The organism is Arcobacter denitrificans (SeqCode), assembly GCF_048571185.1.
Taxonomy (GTDB): Bacteria; Campylobacterota; Campylobacteria; order Campylobacterales; family Arcobacteraceae; genus Arcobacter; species Arcobacter denitrificans.
Genome location: NZ_CP182350.1, coordinates 903896 through 922017, shown reverse-complemented (window position 1 = coordinate 922017; position 18122 = coordinate 903896). Strand labels below are relative to the sequence as shown.

Sequence of the window (18122 nt, the reverse complement as noted above, 5' to 3'; positions counted from 1 at the left end):
TATATAAAAACTTATGATAGAATATTTGCTTATTATAAAAAAGGTATAAATTGAGAGTAGGCGTATTTGATTCTGGTATTGGTGGTTTGACAGTTGTTAAGGCCATAACAGAAGTTTTAAAAGGTGCTGAGATTTTTTATATTGCAGATACACAGTTTGCACCATATGGGGAAAAATCAAAAGAACAGATATTGAGACATAGTTTTGATATTGCAAATTATTTGATTAAAACTCATAATATTGATGCCCTCGTAGTTGCTTGTAATACAGCAACTTCAGCTGCAATCAAAGAGTTAAGAGAACACTTCCCAGAGCTTATAGTAGTAGGAACAGAACCTGGGATAAAACCAGCTATGCTTTTAAGCAAAAATAAAAAAATAGGAATCTTAGCAACACCTGCTACTCTAAAGGGTGAAAAGTACCAACTGTTGGTTGATACTTTATCAACTTCTAGTTCACATATCACTTTGTATGAACAAGCTTGTCCAGGTCTAGTTCAACAAATTGAAAATGGTAAAATAGAAGATGAAAAAACATACTTACTTTTGGAAAATTGGCTAAAACCTATGAAAGAAAATGGAGTTGATACTCTAGTTTTAGGTTGTACTCATTATCCTTTGGTTGAAGATACAATTAAAAAAATTATGGGACAAAATATAAATCTAATCGAAACAGGTTATGCAATAGCAAACAGATTAAAAGATTTATCTAAAAATTGTGGTCATTTTAATAATGGTGAGTTGAAAGTAAATGTATACTTCACTTCATATATTAATTTAGAGATGATAAGTAAAATATTAAATTCATACAATAACGGTGGGGAAATAGTGGTAAGGAATATAAATGAGTGAGAATCAAAATTCACAAAAGAAAGTTTTAGCCCTAAAATATAGACCAAAAAGATTTGAAGATTTAGTTGGTCAAGGAACAGTCTCTCAAACACTATCTTTAGCTTTAGACTCAAATAGATTATCCCATGCTTATTTGTTCTCAGGGCTTAGAGGAAGTGGAAAAACTTCAACTGCTAGAATTATGGCAAAAGCCTTATTATGTTCAAATGGTCCTACTTCAAAGCCTTGTGAAGTTTGTGAAAACTGTGTAAGTTCTAATACAAATCGTCACTTAGATATTATAGAGATGGATGCTGCTAGTAATAGAGGTATTGATGATATAAAAGACTTGATAGAACATACAAAATACAAACCTAGTTCTGCTAGATTTAAAGTGTTTATAATCGATGAGGTTCATATGCTTACAACTCAAGCATTTAATGCACTTCTAAAAACACTTGAAGAACCCCCTGGTTTTGTGAAGTTTATTTTAGCAACTACTGACCCACTAAAACTACCAGCGACAATTTTAAGTAGAACACAACATTTTAGATTTAAAAAAATCTCTCACAAAGATGTAATGCACCATCTAACTCATATTTTAAATGAAGAAAAAATAGAGTTTGAAGAGGATGCTTTAGCAATAATCTCAAGAAGTGGACAAGGAAGTTTAAGGGATACATTAACATTACTTGACCAAGCAATTATTTTTGCCAAAGGAAAAGTTACTACAAGTGCTGTTGTGGATATGTTAGGACTTATTGATCCAGAATTTTTAGATAATCTTTTTGATGTAGTTTTATCTTGTGGAGATATAACGCCTATAATTGAAACACTTGAAGAGTATGAGGCTGGTTCTGTTTGTGATGAGATGACTATATATCTTAAAAATAAAATGCTTTATGGAAAAGACCCAAAGTTTAATATCTTTTTATATGATAGATTTTTTAGAATCCTTGGAGATGCCAAACATCTATTATCTTTAAACTCTGATCCAACTTTTGTGTTGATTTTGACCCTATCGAAAATGAGTGAAGCTACAAACCTAAAGAGTTTAGATGAGTTAATCGATGAGGTGCAATCTTCTCCTGTAAAAGAGGCTTCTCATCAAGTTCATTCTAGTAAAATGACAAGTGCTCTTAATCAAGAGATTGTATTAGAACATGCTCACGTTGAAAAGCCAAAAGTAGAAGAAAAGCCTGAGCCAGTTGTAGCAAGTACTGTTGAAGAGCCAAAGACTATTGAACAGACAAGAGTACAAGAACCTAAAGTTGAAGAGAAGATTGAAGAAATAGTTGACCCAAGTGTTGAACTATATGCTGAACTTACAAAAAAAGTTTATGAGAGAAGTCATGATTTAGGTGTATGTTTTGAGAAGAACTTTATTTTTCAAAGTTTTGAGAACAATGTTTTAAAAATAGTATCTTATGCTCAAGATGAGGATAGAAAGTTTTTATATAAACACTTTGGGATTATAAAAACTTTTGCTAAAGATATATTTGGTTTAAATATTGAATTAGAGTTTAAAAAAGGTGAAATACAAGAGCAAAAAAAAAATGATGTAATTCCACCAAAAGTTGAGTCACAAGCAAATATTGATGATATAAACTTAGAGTTACAAGAAGAAGATGAGACTCAAGATGAAGTAGGTTCTATGATCGAAGATGTAGAGATGGGGGCAGGTTGTGTGGCAAGTATGCATGACACAGTTCAAGCAAAACCTTCCCAAAAAGAGCTTCAGATGGAAGATATATTAAACTCAACTATGTTAAATAAAGCAAAAGAGTTATTTGATATCAAAAAAATTACAGTTAAAACAAAAGTATAAAAATAAGGAGAGATAGATGAAAAATTTAAAAAAAGCATTAATGATTTTTTCTATATTTGCAATAGGTTTATATGCAAATGATTTTGATAAAGATATTATAGATTTTGAAAAAAAGAGACTTTCAAATAACGCTAGAGTTGAGATACAAGATGTTACAATAAATACAAAATTAAGAATGAAAATGCCAATTGAAAATTGGTATGGATATATTATAGACGTAAAAGCAAAAGTAAAAGATAAAGAGATAAATGCAAAAGATATAGTTTTTTCAAATGGTGTAGTTGTTGCAGCTGATTTGTTGGATTTAAAAACTGGAAAATCTTTAAAAGACTTATTAGAACCAAAATTTGATACAAAATATTATAGTGAAGAGCGTTTAATAGCTGGTAATCATAAAGCAAAAGATAAAATTGTAGTATTTTCAGATCCGTTGTGCCCATTTTGTATGGATTATGTTCCCGATGTAATAGCACATGTTAATGAAAATAAAGATTCAATTGCTTTATATTATTATCATTTTCCATTATTAAGAGTTCATCCTGCATCTGCAACTTTAGTAAAAGCTATGAGTATAGCAAAAAACATAGGTATAAAAGATGTAGAGAGTAAAGTCTATCAAATCGATTGGGATAGATACTTTAAAGTTGATTCAAAAGATGAAGAAGAGATAATAAAGGCTTTTAATAAAGAGTTTAAAACAGAAATCACAAGAGAAGAGTTAAACAAACCTACTATTATGAAAAACATCCTAGAAGATGTAAAAATAGGTGAAGAGTTGATGGTAAGAGGAACACCAACAGTATTTGTAAATGGTGAAAAAGATAATACAAAATTAAAATATGAGACTTTGGGAGATAAATAATGAAAAAAATCGTAATAGCAACTAGAAAGAGTAAATTAGCACTTTGGCAAAGTGAATATATAAAAGCAGAGCTTTTAAAACACTATCCAGATATGATTATTGAACTTAAAACATTTTCAACAAAAGCTGATAAGATTTTAGATGTTCCTTTAGCAAAAATAGGTGGTAAGGGACTTTTTACAAAAGAGTTAGAAATAGCATTAGAAAACAGAGAAGCTGATATAGCAGTACACTCTTTAAAGGATGTTCCAGTAGTGTTTGAAGAGGGATTTGTACTAGCAGCACTTACAAAAAGATTTGATCCAAGAGATGCTTTTTTAAGTGAAAAGTATGCAAGTATCCATGAACTACCAAAAGATGCCATAATAGGAACAACGAGTCTAAGAAGAAGACTGGAATTGAAACTTTTAAGACCAGATATTCAACTTAGAGATTTAAGAGGAAATATCAATACAAGAATTGCGAAACTTAAAGCTGGTGAATATGATGCTATTATTTTAGCAGCAACTGGTGTTCAAAAACTTCAAATAGAAGGTGAAGTAAAATATTTCACTCCTATTTCTGTAGATGATATGGTTCCATCTATGGGACAAGCTACTTTAGGTATAGAGACTTTAGACAATCCAGAATTGGTAGAGTTATTATCTGTTTTACATGATAAAGATGCTGAAATCGAATCAACTATTGAAAGAAGTTTTGTAGGTACTTTAGAGGGTGGTTGTCAAGTTCCTATTGGAGTAAAAGCAACTATTTTAGATGAAAACACAGTAGATGTAAGAGCAATAGTTGGTATGCCAGATGGAAGTGAATATATTGAAGAAGACATAGTAATTGATATCAATGATTATAAAACAGCTGGACAAGCCTTAGCTCAAACTTTTATTGACCAAGGTGCAAAAGAGTTATTAGCCCGAGCTGAAAAAGTAGCTTTTCAATAAAATGCTAGACTTTTGTTACGAATTTTGAGTATTATTTAAAAATTTATTAGTAGGAGAAATAATAATGAGAATAAAAGTAGAAGATTGTGTTTTTGTTCAAGTCGATATTCAAGAGAGACTTTTCCCTCACATAGCAGAAAAAGAAGAGTTAGAAAAAAATTTAATTACACTTATCCAAGGATTGAAGCTTTTGGAAGTGCCTATCTTTGTAAATGAGCAGTATAAAAAAGGTATTGGAGAAACAATCCCAAGTCTTAGAGAGTTGACTGATGATTATCCACATTTTGAGAAAACTACATTTTCTTGTTGTGGTAATAATGATGGATTGAGTGCTATAAAAGCAACAGGTAAAAAAGTAGTTATTTTAGCTGGTATTGAGACTCATGTTTGTGTTTTACAAACAGCACTTGATTTACTTGAAGAGGGATTTCAGCCAGTACTTGTAACTGATTGTGTAAACTCAAGAAAAGCAAAAGATAAAGAAACTGCAATACAAAGACTTATTCAAGCAGGAGTAATTCCAACAACTTACGAGTCACTTTTATTTGAATTAACTGTAAATGCTAAAAATCCAGTATTCAAAGGTATTTCATCTTTAGTTAAGTAGTAAAACACCTTTTGGGTGTTTTACCAATTTATCTGTTTTTTACCCAAAGAATCCAATATTTCATTTGTTTTACTAAAATGCTTACATCCAAAAAAACCCCTATAAGATGAAAGAGGACTAGGATGTGGAGCGCTTAATATATGATGTTTTTTATTATCTATTAGTTTTGTTTTTGATATGGCTGGACTTCCCCAAAGTAAAAAGACTATATCTTCACAGTTTGCTGAGATATATTTGATAATATTATCTGTAAATATTTCCCAACCCAACTTATGATGTGATTTTGGCTTTGATTCTTCTACTGTTAAAATAGTATTTAAAAGAAGTACTCCATCTTTTGCCCAAGGTGTTAAATCACCATCAAGACAAGAAGAATCTTTACCCAAATCCTCTTTTATCTCTTTTAATATATTTTGCATAGATGGTGGATTTTTTATCTCTTTTGGAGTGGAAAAAGAGAGACCTTGCGCTTGTTCCGTACCATGATATGGGTCTTGTCCTAGGATTATTACTTTTAGATTATCAATTGGAGTTTTTGCAAAGGCATTAAAGATTTTATCTTGAGGAGGAAAGACAGTTGAAGTTTTGTATTTTTTATCAATCTGTGTTTTTAAATGTTTATAATACTCTTGTTTTTGTTCTTTTTTTATAATCTCATCCCAAGTTTTCATGCAACTCCTTTAAAATAAAGTGTATTATGACAAAAGTAAAATAAAAAAAGGGAAGAGACTAATCTCTTCCCCCTTGATTGCCTGAAGTATTTGACTATTAGTCCATAGTTCCTGCTGGAACATGAACACTACCATCCATGATAATTCTTGCACTTCTACTCATACTTGCTTTTTCAACACTATATTTACCATCTTTTTGAGTTAATGTTGCACCTACTTTTATTGCACCAGATGGGTGACCAAAAGTTACAGTCTCTTTATCTCCTCCACCAGCTGCTAAGTTAACTAATGTTCCAGGAATACAAGCAGCAACACCAATTGCAACCGAAGCAGTTCCCATCATTGCATGGTGTAGTTGTTGCATAGATAATGCTCTTACATGTAAATCCATTTCGTTTTTCTTTACTTCCTTACCACTTGAAGTAATAAAATCTTGTGCAGGAGAAACAAATGCAATCTTTGGAGTATGTTGTCTACTCTCAGCCTCTTTTGGATCTGTAATAAGTCCCATTTTTAAGGCACCTGCTACTCTGATTTTTTCAAATCTTTCTAAAGCAACTGTATCAGAGTTGATATCACCTTGTAACTCAGTACCTTTGTATCCAATTTCATCTGCGTTTACAAATACAGTAGGAATACCAGCAGTAATCATAGTAGCTTTAAAAGTACCAACACCTTCAACTTCTAAATCATCTACTAAGTTTCCAGTAGGAAATAGCTCTTCTGATGGGTCAACAGGTTCAACAAACTCTAATTTAACTTCTTCTGCCGCAAATGCAACACCATCTATCTCATAATCGCCCATCTCTTTTACCATACCATTTTCCATAGTAACATAACAAAGAATAGTTTTTTTGATATTTGCTTGCCAAATTCTTACACAACAAACACCGTTTTGAGGTACATTTTCAACTAACCCTTGCTCAATAGCAAAAGGTCCAACTGCACTTGATAAATTTCCACAGTTTCCACTCATATCTACAAAATCTTTATCAATAGCAACTTGGCAAAAATAGTAATCTACATCATGATTAGGAACATCACTTTTCCCAACTAAGATAGCCTTAGATGTACTAGAACTAGCTCCACCCATTCCATCCATTTGTTTTTTATAAACATCTGGACTTCCTACAATTCTTTGGAGTAATTTATCTCTTTTTTTTGCATCTTCTTGAGCAACTTTAGGTAAATTAGCTATATTAAAAAATGTACCCTTTGAAGTTCCACCTCTCATATATGTTGCTTTTACTTTAAATTGTGGTTTATAAGCCATTGAATTTCCTTTAAATTTTAAAAAATATATACAAAAATCTTATTGATTTCTCTATATATTTTTAAGATACAAAAAGGCCAAGATAGCCTTTTTGTATTGTTTTATTATTTTGATGCAATAACATCTTTAGCGAATTTTTGTAAAATACCACCATTTGTGTAAACATCAACTTCAGCAGAAGTATCAAGTCTACATAATACAGGGAATTTAACAACTTCACCATTTGCTCTAGTCATAACTACAGTTAAGTCACATCTAGGAGTGATTTCACCTTCGATATCAAAAGTTTCAGTCCCATCAATATCATAAGTATGTCTAGTATCACCCTCTTTGAATTGTAATGGTAATACACCCATTCCAACTAAGTTAGTTCTGTGGATTCTTTCAATTGATTCAGCAATAAGTACTTCAACACCTGCTAGTCTAACACCTTTTGCAGCCCAGTCTCTTGAAGACCCTTGACCGTAGTTAGTTCCAGCTATGATTATAAGTGGTTGTTTTCTTTGAGTATATGTTTCAATAGCTTCCCACATTCTAGATTCAGTACCCTCTGGCATGATTTTAGTTAAAGAACCTTGTTTTGTTTCGCCATTTTCATCTTTAACCATTTCATTAAATAGTTTTGGATTTGCTAAAGTGGCTCTTGAAGCTGTATGATGATCCCCTCTATGTGTTGCATAAGAGTTTAAATCTTCAACAGGTAATCCCATTTTTAAACAATATTCACCAGATGCACTTGTAGGTAAAATCGCATTTGAAGGTGATAAGTGGTCTGTAGTGATATTATCAGGAAAAACACCTAATGGTCTCATACCTTTAAGCGCAGGCATTTGCATATATTCATCTTCCCAATAAGGAGGTTTGTTGATATATGTTGATTGTGTATTCCAGTTATAGAACGGGTCAATTTTAACATTGTCTAATAATTCTCTTTTAAACATTGGATCATAAATGTTGTTATACATTTCAGGTTTTACTGAAGATTTTTCAACAGCATTAATTTCTGCATCTGATGGCCATAAATCTTTTAGTTTAATGTCATTACCATCTTTATCTTTTCCTAATACATCATTTTCAATATCAAATCTAATAGTACCAGCTAATGCATATGCAATAACTAATGCAGGTGATGCTAAAAATGCTTCTTTAACATATGGGTGAATTCTTCCATCAAAGTTTCTATTTCCAGAAAGAACAGCAGTTGTGTAAACATCTCTATCTACAACTTCTTCTTGGATTTTTGGATCTAAAGCCCCAGACATACCATTACAAGTAGTACATGCAAATCCAACAACACCAAATCCTAATTTTTCCATTTCACTTAATAATCCAGCCTCTTTTAAATAAACTTCAATTACTTTAGATCCTGGTGCTAATGAAGACTTAACCCATGGTTTTCTCTCTAATCCTAGTTCATTTGCTTTTTTAGCTAATAACCCAGCTGCAATAACGTTTCTAGGGTTTGAAGTATTTGTACATGAAGTAATAGCTGCAATTAAGATACCACCATCTGGAATTTTATCTCCATCTTGTGTCCAATCTTTTACTATACCTTCATCTTTTAAAGTTGAAGTTGGTACTAGTTTATGAGGTTTAGAAGGACCTGCTAAAGATCTTGTAACTTTTGATAAATCAAATTGGATAGTTCTAGCATATGTAGCATTTCCAGTTTGGTCAGCCCATAATCCATTTGCTTTTGCATAAGCTTCTACAAGTTTAACTTGTTCTGGGTCTCTACCTGTTACTGTTAAATAATCAATAGTTTGTTCATCAATAGCAAACATACCAGCACTTGCACCATACTCAGGAGTCATATTAGCAATTGTAGCTCTATCCCCTAAGTTTAAGTGTTTAATACCATAACCAAAGAATTCTAAATATGCAGAGATAACATTGTTTTCTCTTAAAAATGAAGTCATAGCAAGTGCAATATCAGTTGCAGTTATACCTTCTGCTCTATCACCAATAATTTCAACACCAATAATTTCAGGAACTCTCATATAAGATGGATTTCCTAGCATTACATTTTCAGCTTCTAATCCACCAACACCTACAGCAATAACACCAAGTGCATCGACATGAGGAGTATGTGAATCAGTTCCTACTAATGTGTCAGGAGACGCAATACCATCTATGTTATGTACAACTGGAGACATTTTTTCTAAGTTGATTTGGTGCATAATTCCATTACCTGGAGGAATAACATCTACATTGTTAAATGCTTCTTTAGTCCAGTTAATAAAGTGGAATCTATCTGCATTTCTTCTATCTTCAATATCTCTATTTTTTTGGAATGCATCTGGATCAAACCCTCCACACTCAACTGCTAGTGAGTGGTCAACGATAAGTTGAGTAGGAACTACTGGGTTAACTTTATCAGGATTTCCACCTTTTGAAGCAACTGCTTCTCTTAGACCTGCAAGGTCAACAAATGCAGTTAAACCTAAGATATCATGACAGATAACTCTTGAAGGAAACCAAGGGAAATCTTTGTCTGTTCTTTTTTCAATAAGTTGTATAAGTGAGTCTTTTAAATCTTCACTTGGACACTTTCTAATTAGGTTTTCTGCTAATACTCTTGATGTATAGTTAAGTTTTTCAAAAGAACCAGGAGTGATATCTTCAACAGCTGCTTTTACATCATAAAAGCTTGTATCAAAACCCTCTAACTTCTTAAGATATTTATCATTTGTCATATTTTATATCCATTTAGTTTGTATTTAAAAGGATGAGCGTAAAGGCTCATCCTTATAGTGTTTGCCAAGGGTGGCACTAGAATATTCTTTAGTGTATAAGTTCTTATCTTTCTTCAATAGGAACGAATTTTAAATCTTCAGGACCTGTATAAGTAGCAGAAGGTCTAATAATTTTTCCATCTTCTCTTTGTTCAATTACGTGTGCTCCCCATCCAGTAACTCTTGAGATAATGAAGATTGGAGTAAACATATCTGTTGGAATTCCCATTTGGTTATATGAAACAGCTGAGAACCAGTCAAGGTTAGGGAACATTTTTTTGTTATCCCACATGATTGTTTCAATTCTTTCAGCAACATCATACATTAATGTGTTGTTGTTTTCTTTTGATAAATCTTCAGCAACTTTTTTAATTACTACGTTTCTTGGATCACATGAAGTATAAACTGGGTGTCCAAATCCTATAATAATCTCTTTTCTTGCCATTCTTTCTAAAATATCTTTCTCTGCTTCATCAGCTGAAGAGTATCTTTCTTGAATGTAGAATGCAACTTCATTAGCTCCACCATGTTTAGGACCTCTTAATGCTCCAATTGAACCAGTAATACAAGAGAACATATCTGAATTAGTTCCAGCAATTACTCTTCCTGTAAATGTAGATGCATTAAACTCATGCTCAGCATAAAGGATTAAAGATGTATGCATAGCTTTTACCCAAGATTCTCTTGGTTTTTCACCATGTAATAAGTGTAAGAAGTGACCACCTACTGTTTCATCATCAGTTACAACATCAATTCTTTTTCCATTGTATGCATAGTGGTACCAGTAACATAACATTGAACCAAATGATGCCATTAATTTATCAACAATAGCTTGAGCTTCATCTTTTGGATGAGACTCATCTTCACTCATAATTGCTCCAAGAACTGAACAACCTGTTCTCATAACATCCATTGGGTGAGAAGTTTTTGGTAGTTGCTCTAAGGCGATTTTAACACCATCTGGAAGGTCTCTTAAACCTTGAAGTTTTGTTTTATATGCATCTAATTCTGCTTGAGTTGGTAATTTACCATAAACAATTAAATGTGCAATTTCTTCGAATTCTGACTTGTCTGCAAATTCTAAAATATCATAACCTCTATAGTGTAAATCATTTCCTGATTTACCAACAGTACAGATTGCTGTATTTCCTGCTGAATGTCCCGATAATGCAACTGATTTTTTTGGTTTAAATCCTGTAGTTGTAGTGCTCATATTGTCTCCTTTTGTAATTAATAAATATTTATGTTTTTTGTAAAGCTAAAATTATTTAGCTTTACCTTTTGAAAATAGTGCGTCCATTTTATTTTCATAATCATGGTAACCTAACATATCGTAAAGCTCCATTCTTGTTTGCATAGTATCTAGTGTACTTTCTTGAGTACCTTTATCTCTTAATTCTTGATATACATGTAAAGCAGCTTTGTTCATTGCTCTAAATGCTGATAATGGATAAAGAACCATTTCAATACCAACTGAACCTAATTCTTCAGTAGTAAACATTGGAGTTGCCCCAAACTCAGTAATGTTTGCTAATACAGGTACAGACATTTGCTCACAAAACTCTTTATACTCTTTTAATGTATGTACAGCTTCTGCAAAAATTGCATCAGCTCCAGCTTCAACATAAGCTTTTGCTCTAGCTACTGCAGCATCTTGACCTTCAGATGCATGTGCATCAGTTCTAGCGATGATATAAAAGTCTGGGTCTAATTGCATTTTAGCATCAACTGCAGCTCTAATTCTGTCACACATTTCTTCTGTTGTAACTAGTTCTTTGTTTGGTCTATGTCCACATCTTTTTGCAGCAACTTGATCTTCAATATGAAGTCCAGCAGCACCAGATCTGATAAATTCTTTAACAGTTCTAGCCACGTTAAATGCATGTCCCCAACCTGTATCAGCATCAACGATTAATGGTGTATCACAAATAGAAGTAACTCTTCTAATATCAATACAAACATCTTCAATCATAGTCATACCTAAATCTGGTAAACCATAAGATGCGTTTGCAATACCACCACCTGAAAGATAAATAGCTTTATATCCTACTTTTGTAGCTTGTAATGCTTGGTAAGCATTAATAGTTCCTACAATTTGTAAAGGAGTTTCTTCCTTAAGTGCTTCTCTAAATTTTTTTCCTGCGCTCATGTATATCCTTTAAATTTTAGTAAATATAGTATACATGATAGTGATGCTTATGTATTGTATAATAGTTGAATTGAAAAATACAATTTTTAGACTTAATTTAGATTTATGTACAATATTTGTTTTTATGTATAATAATGGTACAATATGAATTTAGAAAACAGATAGGAATAGAGATGTCTTATAAAACAAGCATAGATAAAGTAATAGAGATATATAAAAGGTCAAATTTAAGTATATCAAAATTTGCCTCATTAATCCAAAAAGATAGAAGAACAGTAACTTCATGGGTAGATAGAATTACAGATGTGGAGCCATCAATAAATGTCAAAGATAAAATTTGTACACTCTTTAGATATCCAGATTATATCTGGGAAGAGGCCTGCAATGATGAAGAGTTTATTAAATCAATAACTCAAATTCCTCAAAAAGAAGTAAGAATTATAGATGAAGATTATTATGGAAGACTTAAATATATTATGGAGATGGAAGCAAATAGAAGATTTGTAATCCAAGCACAATTTCCTGGACCCATGTATAGAGATACAGCAGTAAAAAGAATATATAGAACACAAACAAGTTCAGAAATTGAGGAGTTAAAACAAAGTAGAATTACCCAAATGCTTAGATATGACTATGATACAACTGAGTGGTATTCTATAAAATCTATACTCTCATTTTGTTTTGCTAGTATTGGGAACTTTTATACAAAAGAAGAAAAGATAAAAATATTGGAGCTTATTTATGAATTATTTAATAACAACTATAATAAAAAGCTGTTTTTATTTGACTCCTTTTCTAGGAAAATATATGGGATGGAGACAACGTATATCTCAATCAATGTAAAACAAAAGGTACTATTTTTTAAATCACCTATTGAATCTGTTTTTATTGAAATAAGAAATAAGAATTTAGTTGAGCGAATGCATAAGTATTACTCTTCACCTATTGAAGCTCCAAGTCACGTTAACTTTTTGGAGTCAGTTAAAATTATAAAGATTCTTCAAGATGCATTAAAGTATAGCAATGATATAAAACAAGCATATGAAACAATAAATAGAATGACAGATTATGGTGAGCTGTTTTACAATAACTTAAGTGTGGACTTACAAAAAGAGGTAAGTGAACCAAAACTAGGACAAAGAAGAAACTAATATGAGTAGTAAAGAAAAACTTTTAGATGTAGCTTTTGAGGAGATATATCACAATGGATATGCCGCAACTTCAGTTGATAAGATTTTAAAAAAAGCCAATATGAATAAAGGTACTATGTATCACTTCTTTAAATCAAAAAAAGAATTGGGACTTGCAGTAGTTAATGAAAGAGTTAACTCATATATAGTAGATAAATATGGGGTTTTGTTAAAGTATGAAAAAAATATTTGTGATGAGTTGATGAAACTAATTAAAAATAGAAACAGTTTTGATTTTACTTGTGGCTGTAAACTTAACAATCTTATGCAAGAATTATCACCAATAGACGAAGACTTTAAACATGCTTTAGAAGTTGTTTATACAAAATTTGAAAATATTATTGAAAAAGTTTTAGATAAAGCAATAGCTAAAGATGAAATCAAACATGATGACACAAAAGCTCTCTCTATGTATATAGTAGCCTCTATTGAAGGGTGTTTAGGAACTGCTAAAAAATCACAAGATGGAAGCTATTTTCAAACTTGTATCTCTCAACTTGAACTTTTTTTAAGTACAATCAAAAAATAAATTTTAAAAGTCTTGACTAATTAGTCAAGACTTTGCTATACTTTTACTTGACCATATAGTCAAGAGATAAAATTTCAAATGAAAGGATAGCAAATGTCACAAGTTATTGGGGTAATTATTTTATGTTCATCGTTTGTTACATTGATTGTTATGAGCTTTAGCCAAAATATTTAAAAGGAATTATCATGAGTTGGTATATACAAAAATCTATTTTGCCTTTTGGTTTTATATTTTTATATGGAAGTGGATTTATTTTCACTCAGTATGGTTTAGAAAACTCTTCACCTATGGCATTTTTAGCTATACGATTTTTTATAGCTTTTTGGATTTTGCTTTTTATTGCATATGTTTTAAAAGTACCAGTTCCAAAGAGTAAAAAAGAGTTTTTTCAAATAGCCCTTGCTGGAAGTTTAACAGTTGGAACCTTCTCTATAGGTGTTTTTTTATCAATATCTTATGGAGTATCAGGTTCTTTAAACGCCTTGATTATAGCTTTACAACCAATTATTGTGACCTTCTTAGCTCAGAAGTTTTTAGATGAAGAGATAAATAAAAGAGTCTGGTTTGGCTTAGTTGTAGGATTTGTAGGAGTAGGGTTTGTAGTTATTTCAAAACTTGATACATCATTTGATTCTATTATAGGAGTTTTATGGTCTGTTGTTGGTTTATTGGGGCTTAGTTTTGGAAGTTTATATCAGAAAAAATATTGTACTAGCATGAACTTATTCTCAGGTGGTGCGATACAGACATTGAGTTCGACGATTTTAGTTTTGCCATTTTTGTTTTTTGAAGATGTATATATAACTTGGAATAGTGATTTTACTATTGCCTTACTTTATATGGCTGTAGGGGTTAGTATTGGTGCCTTGTCACTGTTATATATTATGATAAAAAATGGAGAAGTTTCAAAGGTCTCTTCGATATTTTATTTGGTACCAGTAAGTGCTGCGATTGTTTCATATTTTTTATTAGATTACAAAATAGAATTTAGTGAAATCATAGGAATTATTACTATAATAATTGGAATAACATTAATTAATAAAAAGAAAGGAACTACGAGATGAAAATTGTGATATTAGATAGAGCAACCTTAGGGGCAGATATAAATATAGATATTTTTAAAGAGTTTGGAGAGTTAGTATCTTATGATAAAACAAGTGCTGATGAAACTAAGCAAAGAGTAAAAGATGCAGATATAGTAATTACCAATAAAGTGGTTTTAGAAAAAGAGCAAATGGATGATTCTTCTATAAAACTTATTTGCATCACTGCAACTGGAACAGATAATATAGATTTGGAGTATGCAAAAACTAAAAATATAGTGGTGAAAAATGTGGCTGATTATTCTACATCAAGTGTGGTTCAAGTTGCTTTTGCCATGATATTTTATTTTGTTCAAAAACTAAATTATTATAAAACATATGTTGATAATGGTGAGTGGGAAAAATCACCTGCTTTTACTCATATAGATGAGATATTTTATGAGTTAGATAATATGAGAGTGGGTGTTATTGGTTTTGGTAATATTGGGGCAAGTTTAGCAAAAAAAGCCCAAGCTTTTGATTGTGAAGTTGTTTATTATTCAACTAGCGGAAGAAACTCTAACTCAGACTACAAAAGGGTTGAACTAGATGAGTTGCTTCAAACCTCAGACATCATAAGTATTCATTGCCCATTAAATGATGATACAAGAAACCTATTGACATATGAAAATATGCAAAATATAAAAGAGGGTGCGATTCTTTTAAACTTAGGTCGTGGTGGAATTATAAATGAAGATGATTTAGCCAAACTAATAGATGAAAAAGAGATTTATTGTGGGATTGATGTGGTTTCAAAAGAGCCAATTGAGAGTACAAATCCACTGTTAAAAGTAAAAAATAAAGAAAGACTACTTTTAACTCCGCATATTGGTTGGGGTTCAAGTGAATCTAGAAATAGGCTTATAGGTAAAGTAGCACAAAATATAAGAGATTTTTTAGATAAATAAAGGGATAAAAGATGAGTAAAGCATTGATAATTATAGATATTCAAAATGATTATTTTGAAGGTGGGGCTTGTGAGTTGGTTAATCCTATTGAAGCTAGTTTAAAAGCAAAAAAAGTATTAGAGTATTTCAGACAAAAAGATATGCCAATATTTCATATACAGCATATAAATATCAAAGATGGTGCAACATTTTTTCTGCCAAATACAAAAGGTGTAGAGATACATGAAAATGTAAAACCCAAGGAAGATGAAATCATCATAGAAAAAAACTTTCCAAATAGTTTTTTACAAACTAATTTAGAATCAGAGTTAGAAAAACAAAATATAAAAGAGCTAGTCATCTGTGGCATGATGAGTCATATGTGTGTAGACTCAACTACCCGTGCCGCTTTTGATTTGGGTTATGATTGTACACTTATTTCTGATGCTTGTACAACTAAAGATTTAGAGTTTGCTGGAAAACAGATAAAAGCAGAAGATGTGCACAGTTCTTTTATGTCAGCACTTAGTAGTGTATTTGCTAAGATTGTTAGTGTAGATGAGGTATGGAAATAACATCTTATTATACAAGTAAATTTAAACCTATTTTTGTAGAATAAGAAAAAATATTGGATAGCTTATGATAAAATTTTTTTCTATACTATTTCCTTTATGGGCAATACTATTTTCATTTCTTGCTTATTTACAACCAAGTTTAGTAGTTGGTTTTAAATCATGGATTATTCCTCTTTTGATTCTTATTATGTTTTGTATGGGAATCACACTAAAGCTTGATGATTTTAAAAGGGTTTTCAAAAGACCAAAAATCATTGCCTTGACTGTAGTATTGCAGTTTTTGTTTATGCCTTTATTTGCTTTTTTAGTATCTAAAGTGTTTAGTTTATCTGATGAATTATTGGTAGGAATGGTTTTAGTTGGAGCAGTTTCTGGAGGAACAGCTTCAAATGTAATAGCTTTTTTAGCAAAAGCTGATGTGGCACTTTCTATTACTATGACTATAGTTTCAACACTTTTATCTATAGTTGTAACTCCATATTTAACACTTCTTTATGTAGGACAAACGGTTCCTGTCCCAGCTCTTAGTATGTTATTTAGTATTTTGAAAATAGTATTTATACCTGTTGTTATTGGGCTATTTTTAAATCACTTTTTTAATAAATATATTGAGAAAAGACATGATGTATTTGCTTTATTATCAATAATCTCAATTGTATTTATCATAGGTATTATTATAGGACTAAATGAAAGTAAAATCTCTACTATTGCAATATCTTTGATGTTAGCAATAGCTTGTCACAATTTTTTAGGACTAATTATTGGATATTATTTTGCAAAAATGTTTGGATATGATAAAACTGTATGTAAAACAGTTGCCATAGAAGTAGGTATGCAAAACTCAGGCTTAGCTGTTGTTTTGGCTATGAAATATTTCACAGCATTAAGTGCACTTCCTGGGGCTATATTTAGTATTTGGCATAATATTTCAGGTTCTATTCTTGCGGGTATTTGGGCAAAACAGGAAGAGGGAAAAATCAATAACTCAAAATAGCAATCTAAGAGTAGTTTTAATTTTTAAATCTTAATACAATTCCCCTACAAAAGAGTTTGAAAGAGAGCAGATGAGTAATAGTATAAAAGATGATTATGTTCAAAGTGTATGTAGCGTTATATTATATATTGAACAAAACTATAACAGTGATTTAACTCTTGATGAGTTATCAAAGGTTGCCAGCTTTTCTAAATACCATTTTCACCGTATTTTTAAATCAATAGTTGGTGAAAGTATTGGTGAGTATATTAGAAGAGTAAGATTGCAAAGTACAACTTTACAGTTTATGACAAATCAAAAAATCACTCAAATAGCCATGAACAGTGGCTATAAAACTAATGCCTCTTTTTCAAAAGCTTTTAAAAAGCATTTTGGCTTAACTCCTAAAGAGTTTGCTAAAAATGCAAAATTAAAAAGAGGAAATAAGATGTTAGAGCCAAAAATAGTAGAGCTTGAAGATATAGAGATTTTGTATGTGAGAAAAACAGGTGAATATACAAAATGTAGTATTGAAGCGTGGGAAACTCTTATAGGTTTTGTGGGTACAGAGTACTTTATAAGAGATGATGTAATGATGTTTGGAATAGGGCATGACAATCCTCATGTAACGCAATCGGATAAACTAAGATACGATGCATGTGTTTCTTGGCTTGATAAAACAATTCAACCTAAAGGTGAGATTCAAAGTAAAATAATAGATGGTGGAAAGTATGGAATGTTTTTACATAAGGGTGACTATAAAGAGTTGATAAATACTTATGATGGAGTGTCTGATTGGATTGTCCAAAGTGGTGCTGAATTAAGAGATTTGCCTATAGTTGAAAAGTATTTGAATAAGAATCCAATTACTTGTAATAAAGAAGATCTAAGGACAGAGATTTATATTCCTTTGGTTTACTAATTATAGTCTCATTAAAACTTAAATATTTTCTTTCTATTTTTTTGTAGAATAAATATATCAAACAAGTCGCA

Annotated in this window: 17 protein-coding genes; 12 read left to right on the top strand and 5 right to left on the bottom strand. The window is 31.2% G+C overall.

From position 1 onward, the window contains the following. The first annotated feature begins 50 nt into the window (after positions 1 to 50). The 5 genes from murI (at position 51) to ACNI28_RS04560 (ending at position 5065) form a co-directional block, all read left to right on the top strand. Positions 51 to 851 (top strand): glutamate racemase, encoded by an 801-nt coding sequence (gene murI, locus ACNI28_RS04580; RefSeq protein WP_419765931.1) that lies wholly within the window; start codon positions 51 to 53, stop codon positions 849 to 851. Then, complete coding sequence (locus ACNI28_RS04575) at positions 844 to 2658, top strand: DNA polymerase III subunit gamma/tau (RefSeq protein ID WP_419765929.1); 1815 nt, start codon at positions 844 to 846, stop codon at positions 2656 to 2658. Before murI ends, ACNI28_RS04575 begins: the two co-directional genes overlap by 8 nt. Positions 2659 to 2674: 16 nt before the next feature. Continuing rightward, a complete protein-coding gene (locus ACNI28_RS04570) occupies positions 2675 to 3520 on the top strand; it encodes a DsbA family protein (protein ID WP_419765927.1) in 846 nt (281 codons plus the stop codon). Further along, on the top strand, positions 3520 to 4458 hold the full coding sequence (gene hemC, locus ACNI28_RS04565) for a hydroxymethylbilane synthase (RefSeq protein WP_419765925.1): 939 nt from the start codon (positions 3520 to 3522) through the stop codon (positions 4456 to 4458). Before ACNI28_RS04570 ends, hemC begins: the two co-directional genes overlap by 1 nt. Before the next feature lie 64 nt (positions 4459 to 4522). After that, complete coding sequence (locus ACNI28_RS04560) at positions 4523 to 5065, top strand: hydrolase (protein WP_419765923.1); 543 nt, start codon at positions 4523 to 4525, stop codon at positions 5063 to 5065. A gap of 20 nt (positions 5066 to 5085) precedes the next feature. Here the strand turns inward: ACNI28_RS04560 and ung are convergent, their stop codons facing one another. From ung to prpB, 5 genes are all read right to left on the bottom strand, one after another. Further along, positions 5086 to 5736: a uracil-DNA glycosylase gene (gene ung / locus ACNI28_RS04555; protein WP_419765921.1), complete on the bottom strand. Its 651-nt coding sequence runs from the start codon at positions 5734 to 5736 to the stop codon at positions 5086 to 5088. A gap of 97 nt (positions 5737 to 5833) precedes the next feature. Then, complete coding sequence (prpF, locus tag ACNI28_RS04550) at positions 5834 to 7009, bottom strand: 2-methylaconitate cis-trans isomerase PrpF (RefSeq protein ID WP_419765919.1); 1176 nt, start codon at positions 7007 to 7009, stop codon at positions 5834 to 5836. A 104-nt stretch (positions 7010 to 7113) separates the two neighbouring features. Continuing rightward, entirely contained in the window at positions 7114 to 9705 is a 2592-nt protein-coding gene (gene acnD / locus ACNI28_RS04545; RefSeq protein ID WP_419765917.1) for a Fe/S-dependent 2-methylisocitrate dehydratase AcnD, read from the bottom strand. Positions 9706 to 9808: 103 nt separating this feature from the next. Next, positions 9809 to 10957: a bifunctional 2-methylcitrate synthase/citrate synthase gene (gene prpC, locus ACNI28_RS04540; RefSeq protein WP_419765915.1), complete on the bottom strand. Its 1149-nt coding sequence runs from the start codon at positions 10955 to 10957 to the stop codon at positions 9809 to 9811. A gap of 51 nt (positions 10958 to 11008) precedes the next feature. Continuing rightward, positions 11009 to 11893: a methylisocitrate lyase gene (prpB, locus tag ACNI28_RS04535; protein WP_419765913.1), complete on the bottom strand. Its 885-nt coding sequence runs from the start codon at positions 11891 to 11893 to the stop codon at positions 11009 to 11011. A 173-nt stretch (positions 11894 to 12066) separates the two neighbouring features. On the opposite strand from prpB, the gene ACNI28_RS04530 reads away from it, so the two are divergent. The 7 genes from ACNI28_RS04530 (at position 12067) to ACNI28_RS04500 (ending at position 18051) form a co-directional block, all read left to right on the top strand. Next, positions 12067 to 13044, top strand: a complete 978-nt coding sequence (locus tag ACNI28_RS04530) for a hypothetical protein (protein ID WP_419765911.1) — start codon at positions 12067 to 12069, stop codon at positions 13042 to 13044. Between the two features lies 1 nt (position 13045). Next, positions 13046 to 13612, top strand: coding sequence for a TetR/AcrR family transcriptional regulator (locus tag ACNI28_RS04525; protein ID WP_419765909.1), 567 nt, complete (start codon positions 13046 to 13048; stop codon positions 13610 to 13612). 185 nt (positions 13613 to 13797) lie between these two features. After that, positions 13798 to 14676, top strand: a complete 879-nt coding sequence (locus ACNI28_RS04520; protein ID WP_419765907.1) for a DMT family transporter — start codon at positions 13798 to 13800, stop codon at positions 14674 to 14676. Beyond that, entirely contained in the window at positions 14673 to 15602 is a 930-nt protein-coding gene (locus tag ACNI28_RS04515) for a D-2-hydroxyacid dehydrogenase (protein ID WP_419765905.1), read from the top strand. Before ACNI28_RS04520 ends, ACNI28_RS04515 begins: the two co-directional genes overlap by 4 nt. Positions 15603 to 15613: 11 nt before the next feature. Continuing rightward, on the top strand, positions 15614 to 16156 hold the full coding sequence (locus tag ACNI28_RS04510; RefSeq protein ID WP_419765903.1) for a cysteine hydrolase family protein: 543 nt from the start codon (positions 15614 to 15616) through the stop codon (positions 16154 to 16156). Positions 16157 to 16220: 64 nt separating this feature from the next. Continuing rightward, positions 16221 to 17150 carry a bile acid:sodium symporter family protein gene (locus ACNI28_RS04505; protein WP_419765901.1) on the top strand — a complete coding sequence of 310 codons (930 nt, stop codon included), beginning with the start codon at positions 16221 to 16223 and terminating at the stop codon, positions 17148 to 17150. A 70-nt stretch (positions 17151 to 17220) separates the two neighbouring features. Next, positions 17221 to 18051 carry an AraC family transcriptional regulator gene (locus ACNI28_RS04500; RefSeq protein ID WP_419765899.1) on the top strand — a complete coding sequence of 277 codons (831 nt, stop codon included), beginning with the start codon at positions 17221 to 17223 and terminating at the stop codon, positions 18049 to 18051. Positions 18052 to 18122 lie beyond the last annotated feature (71 nt).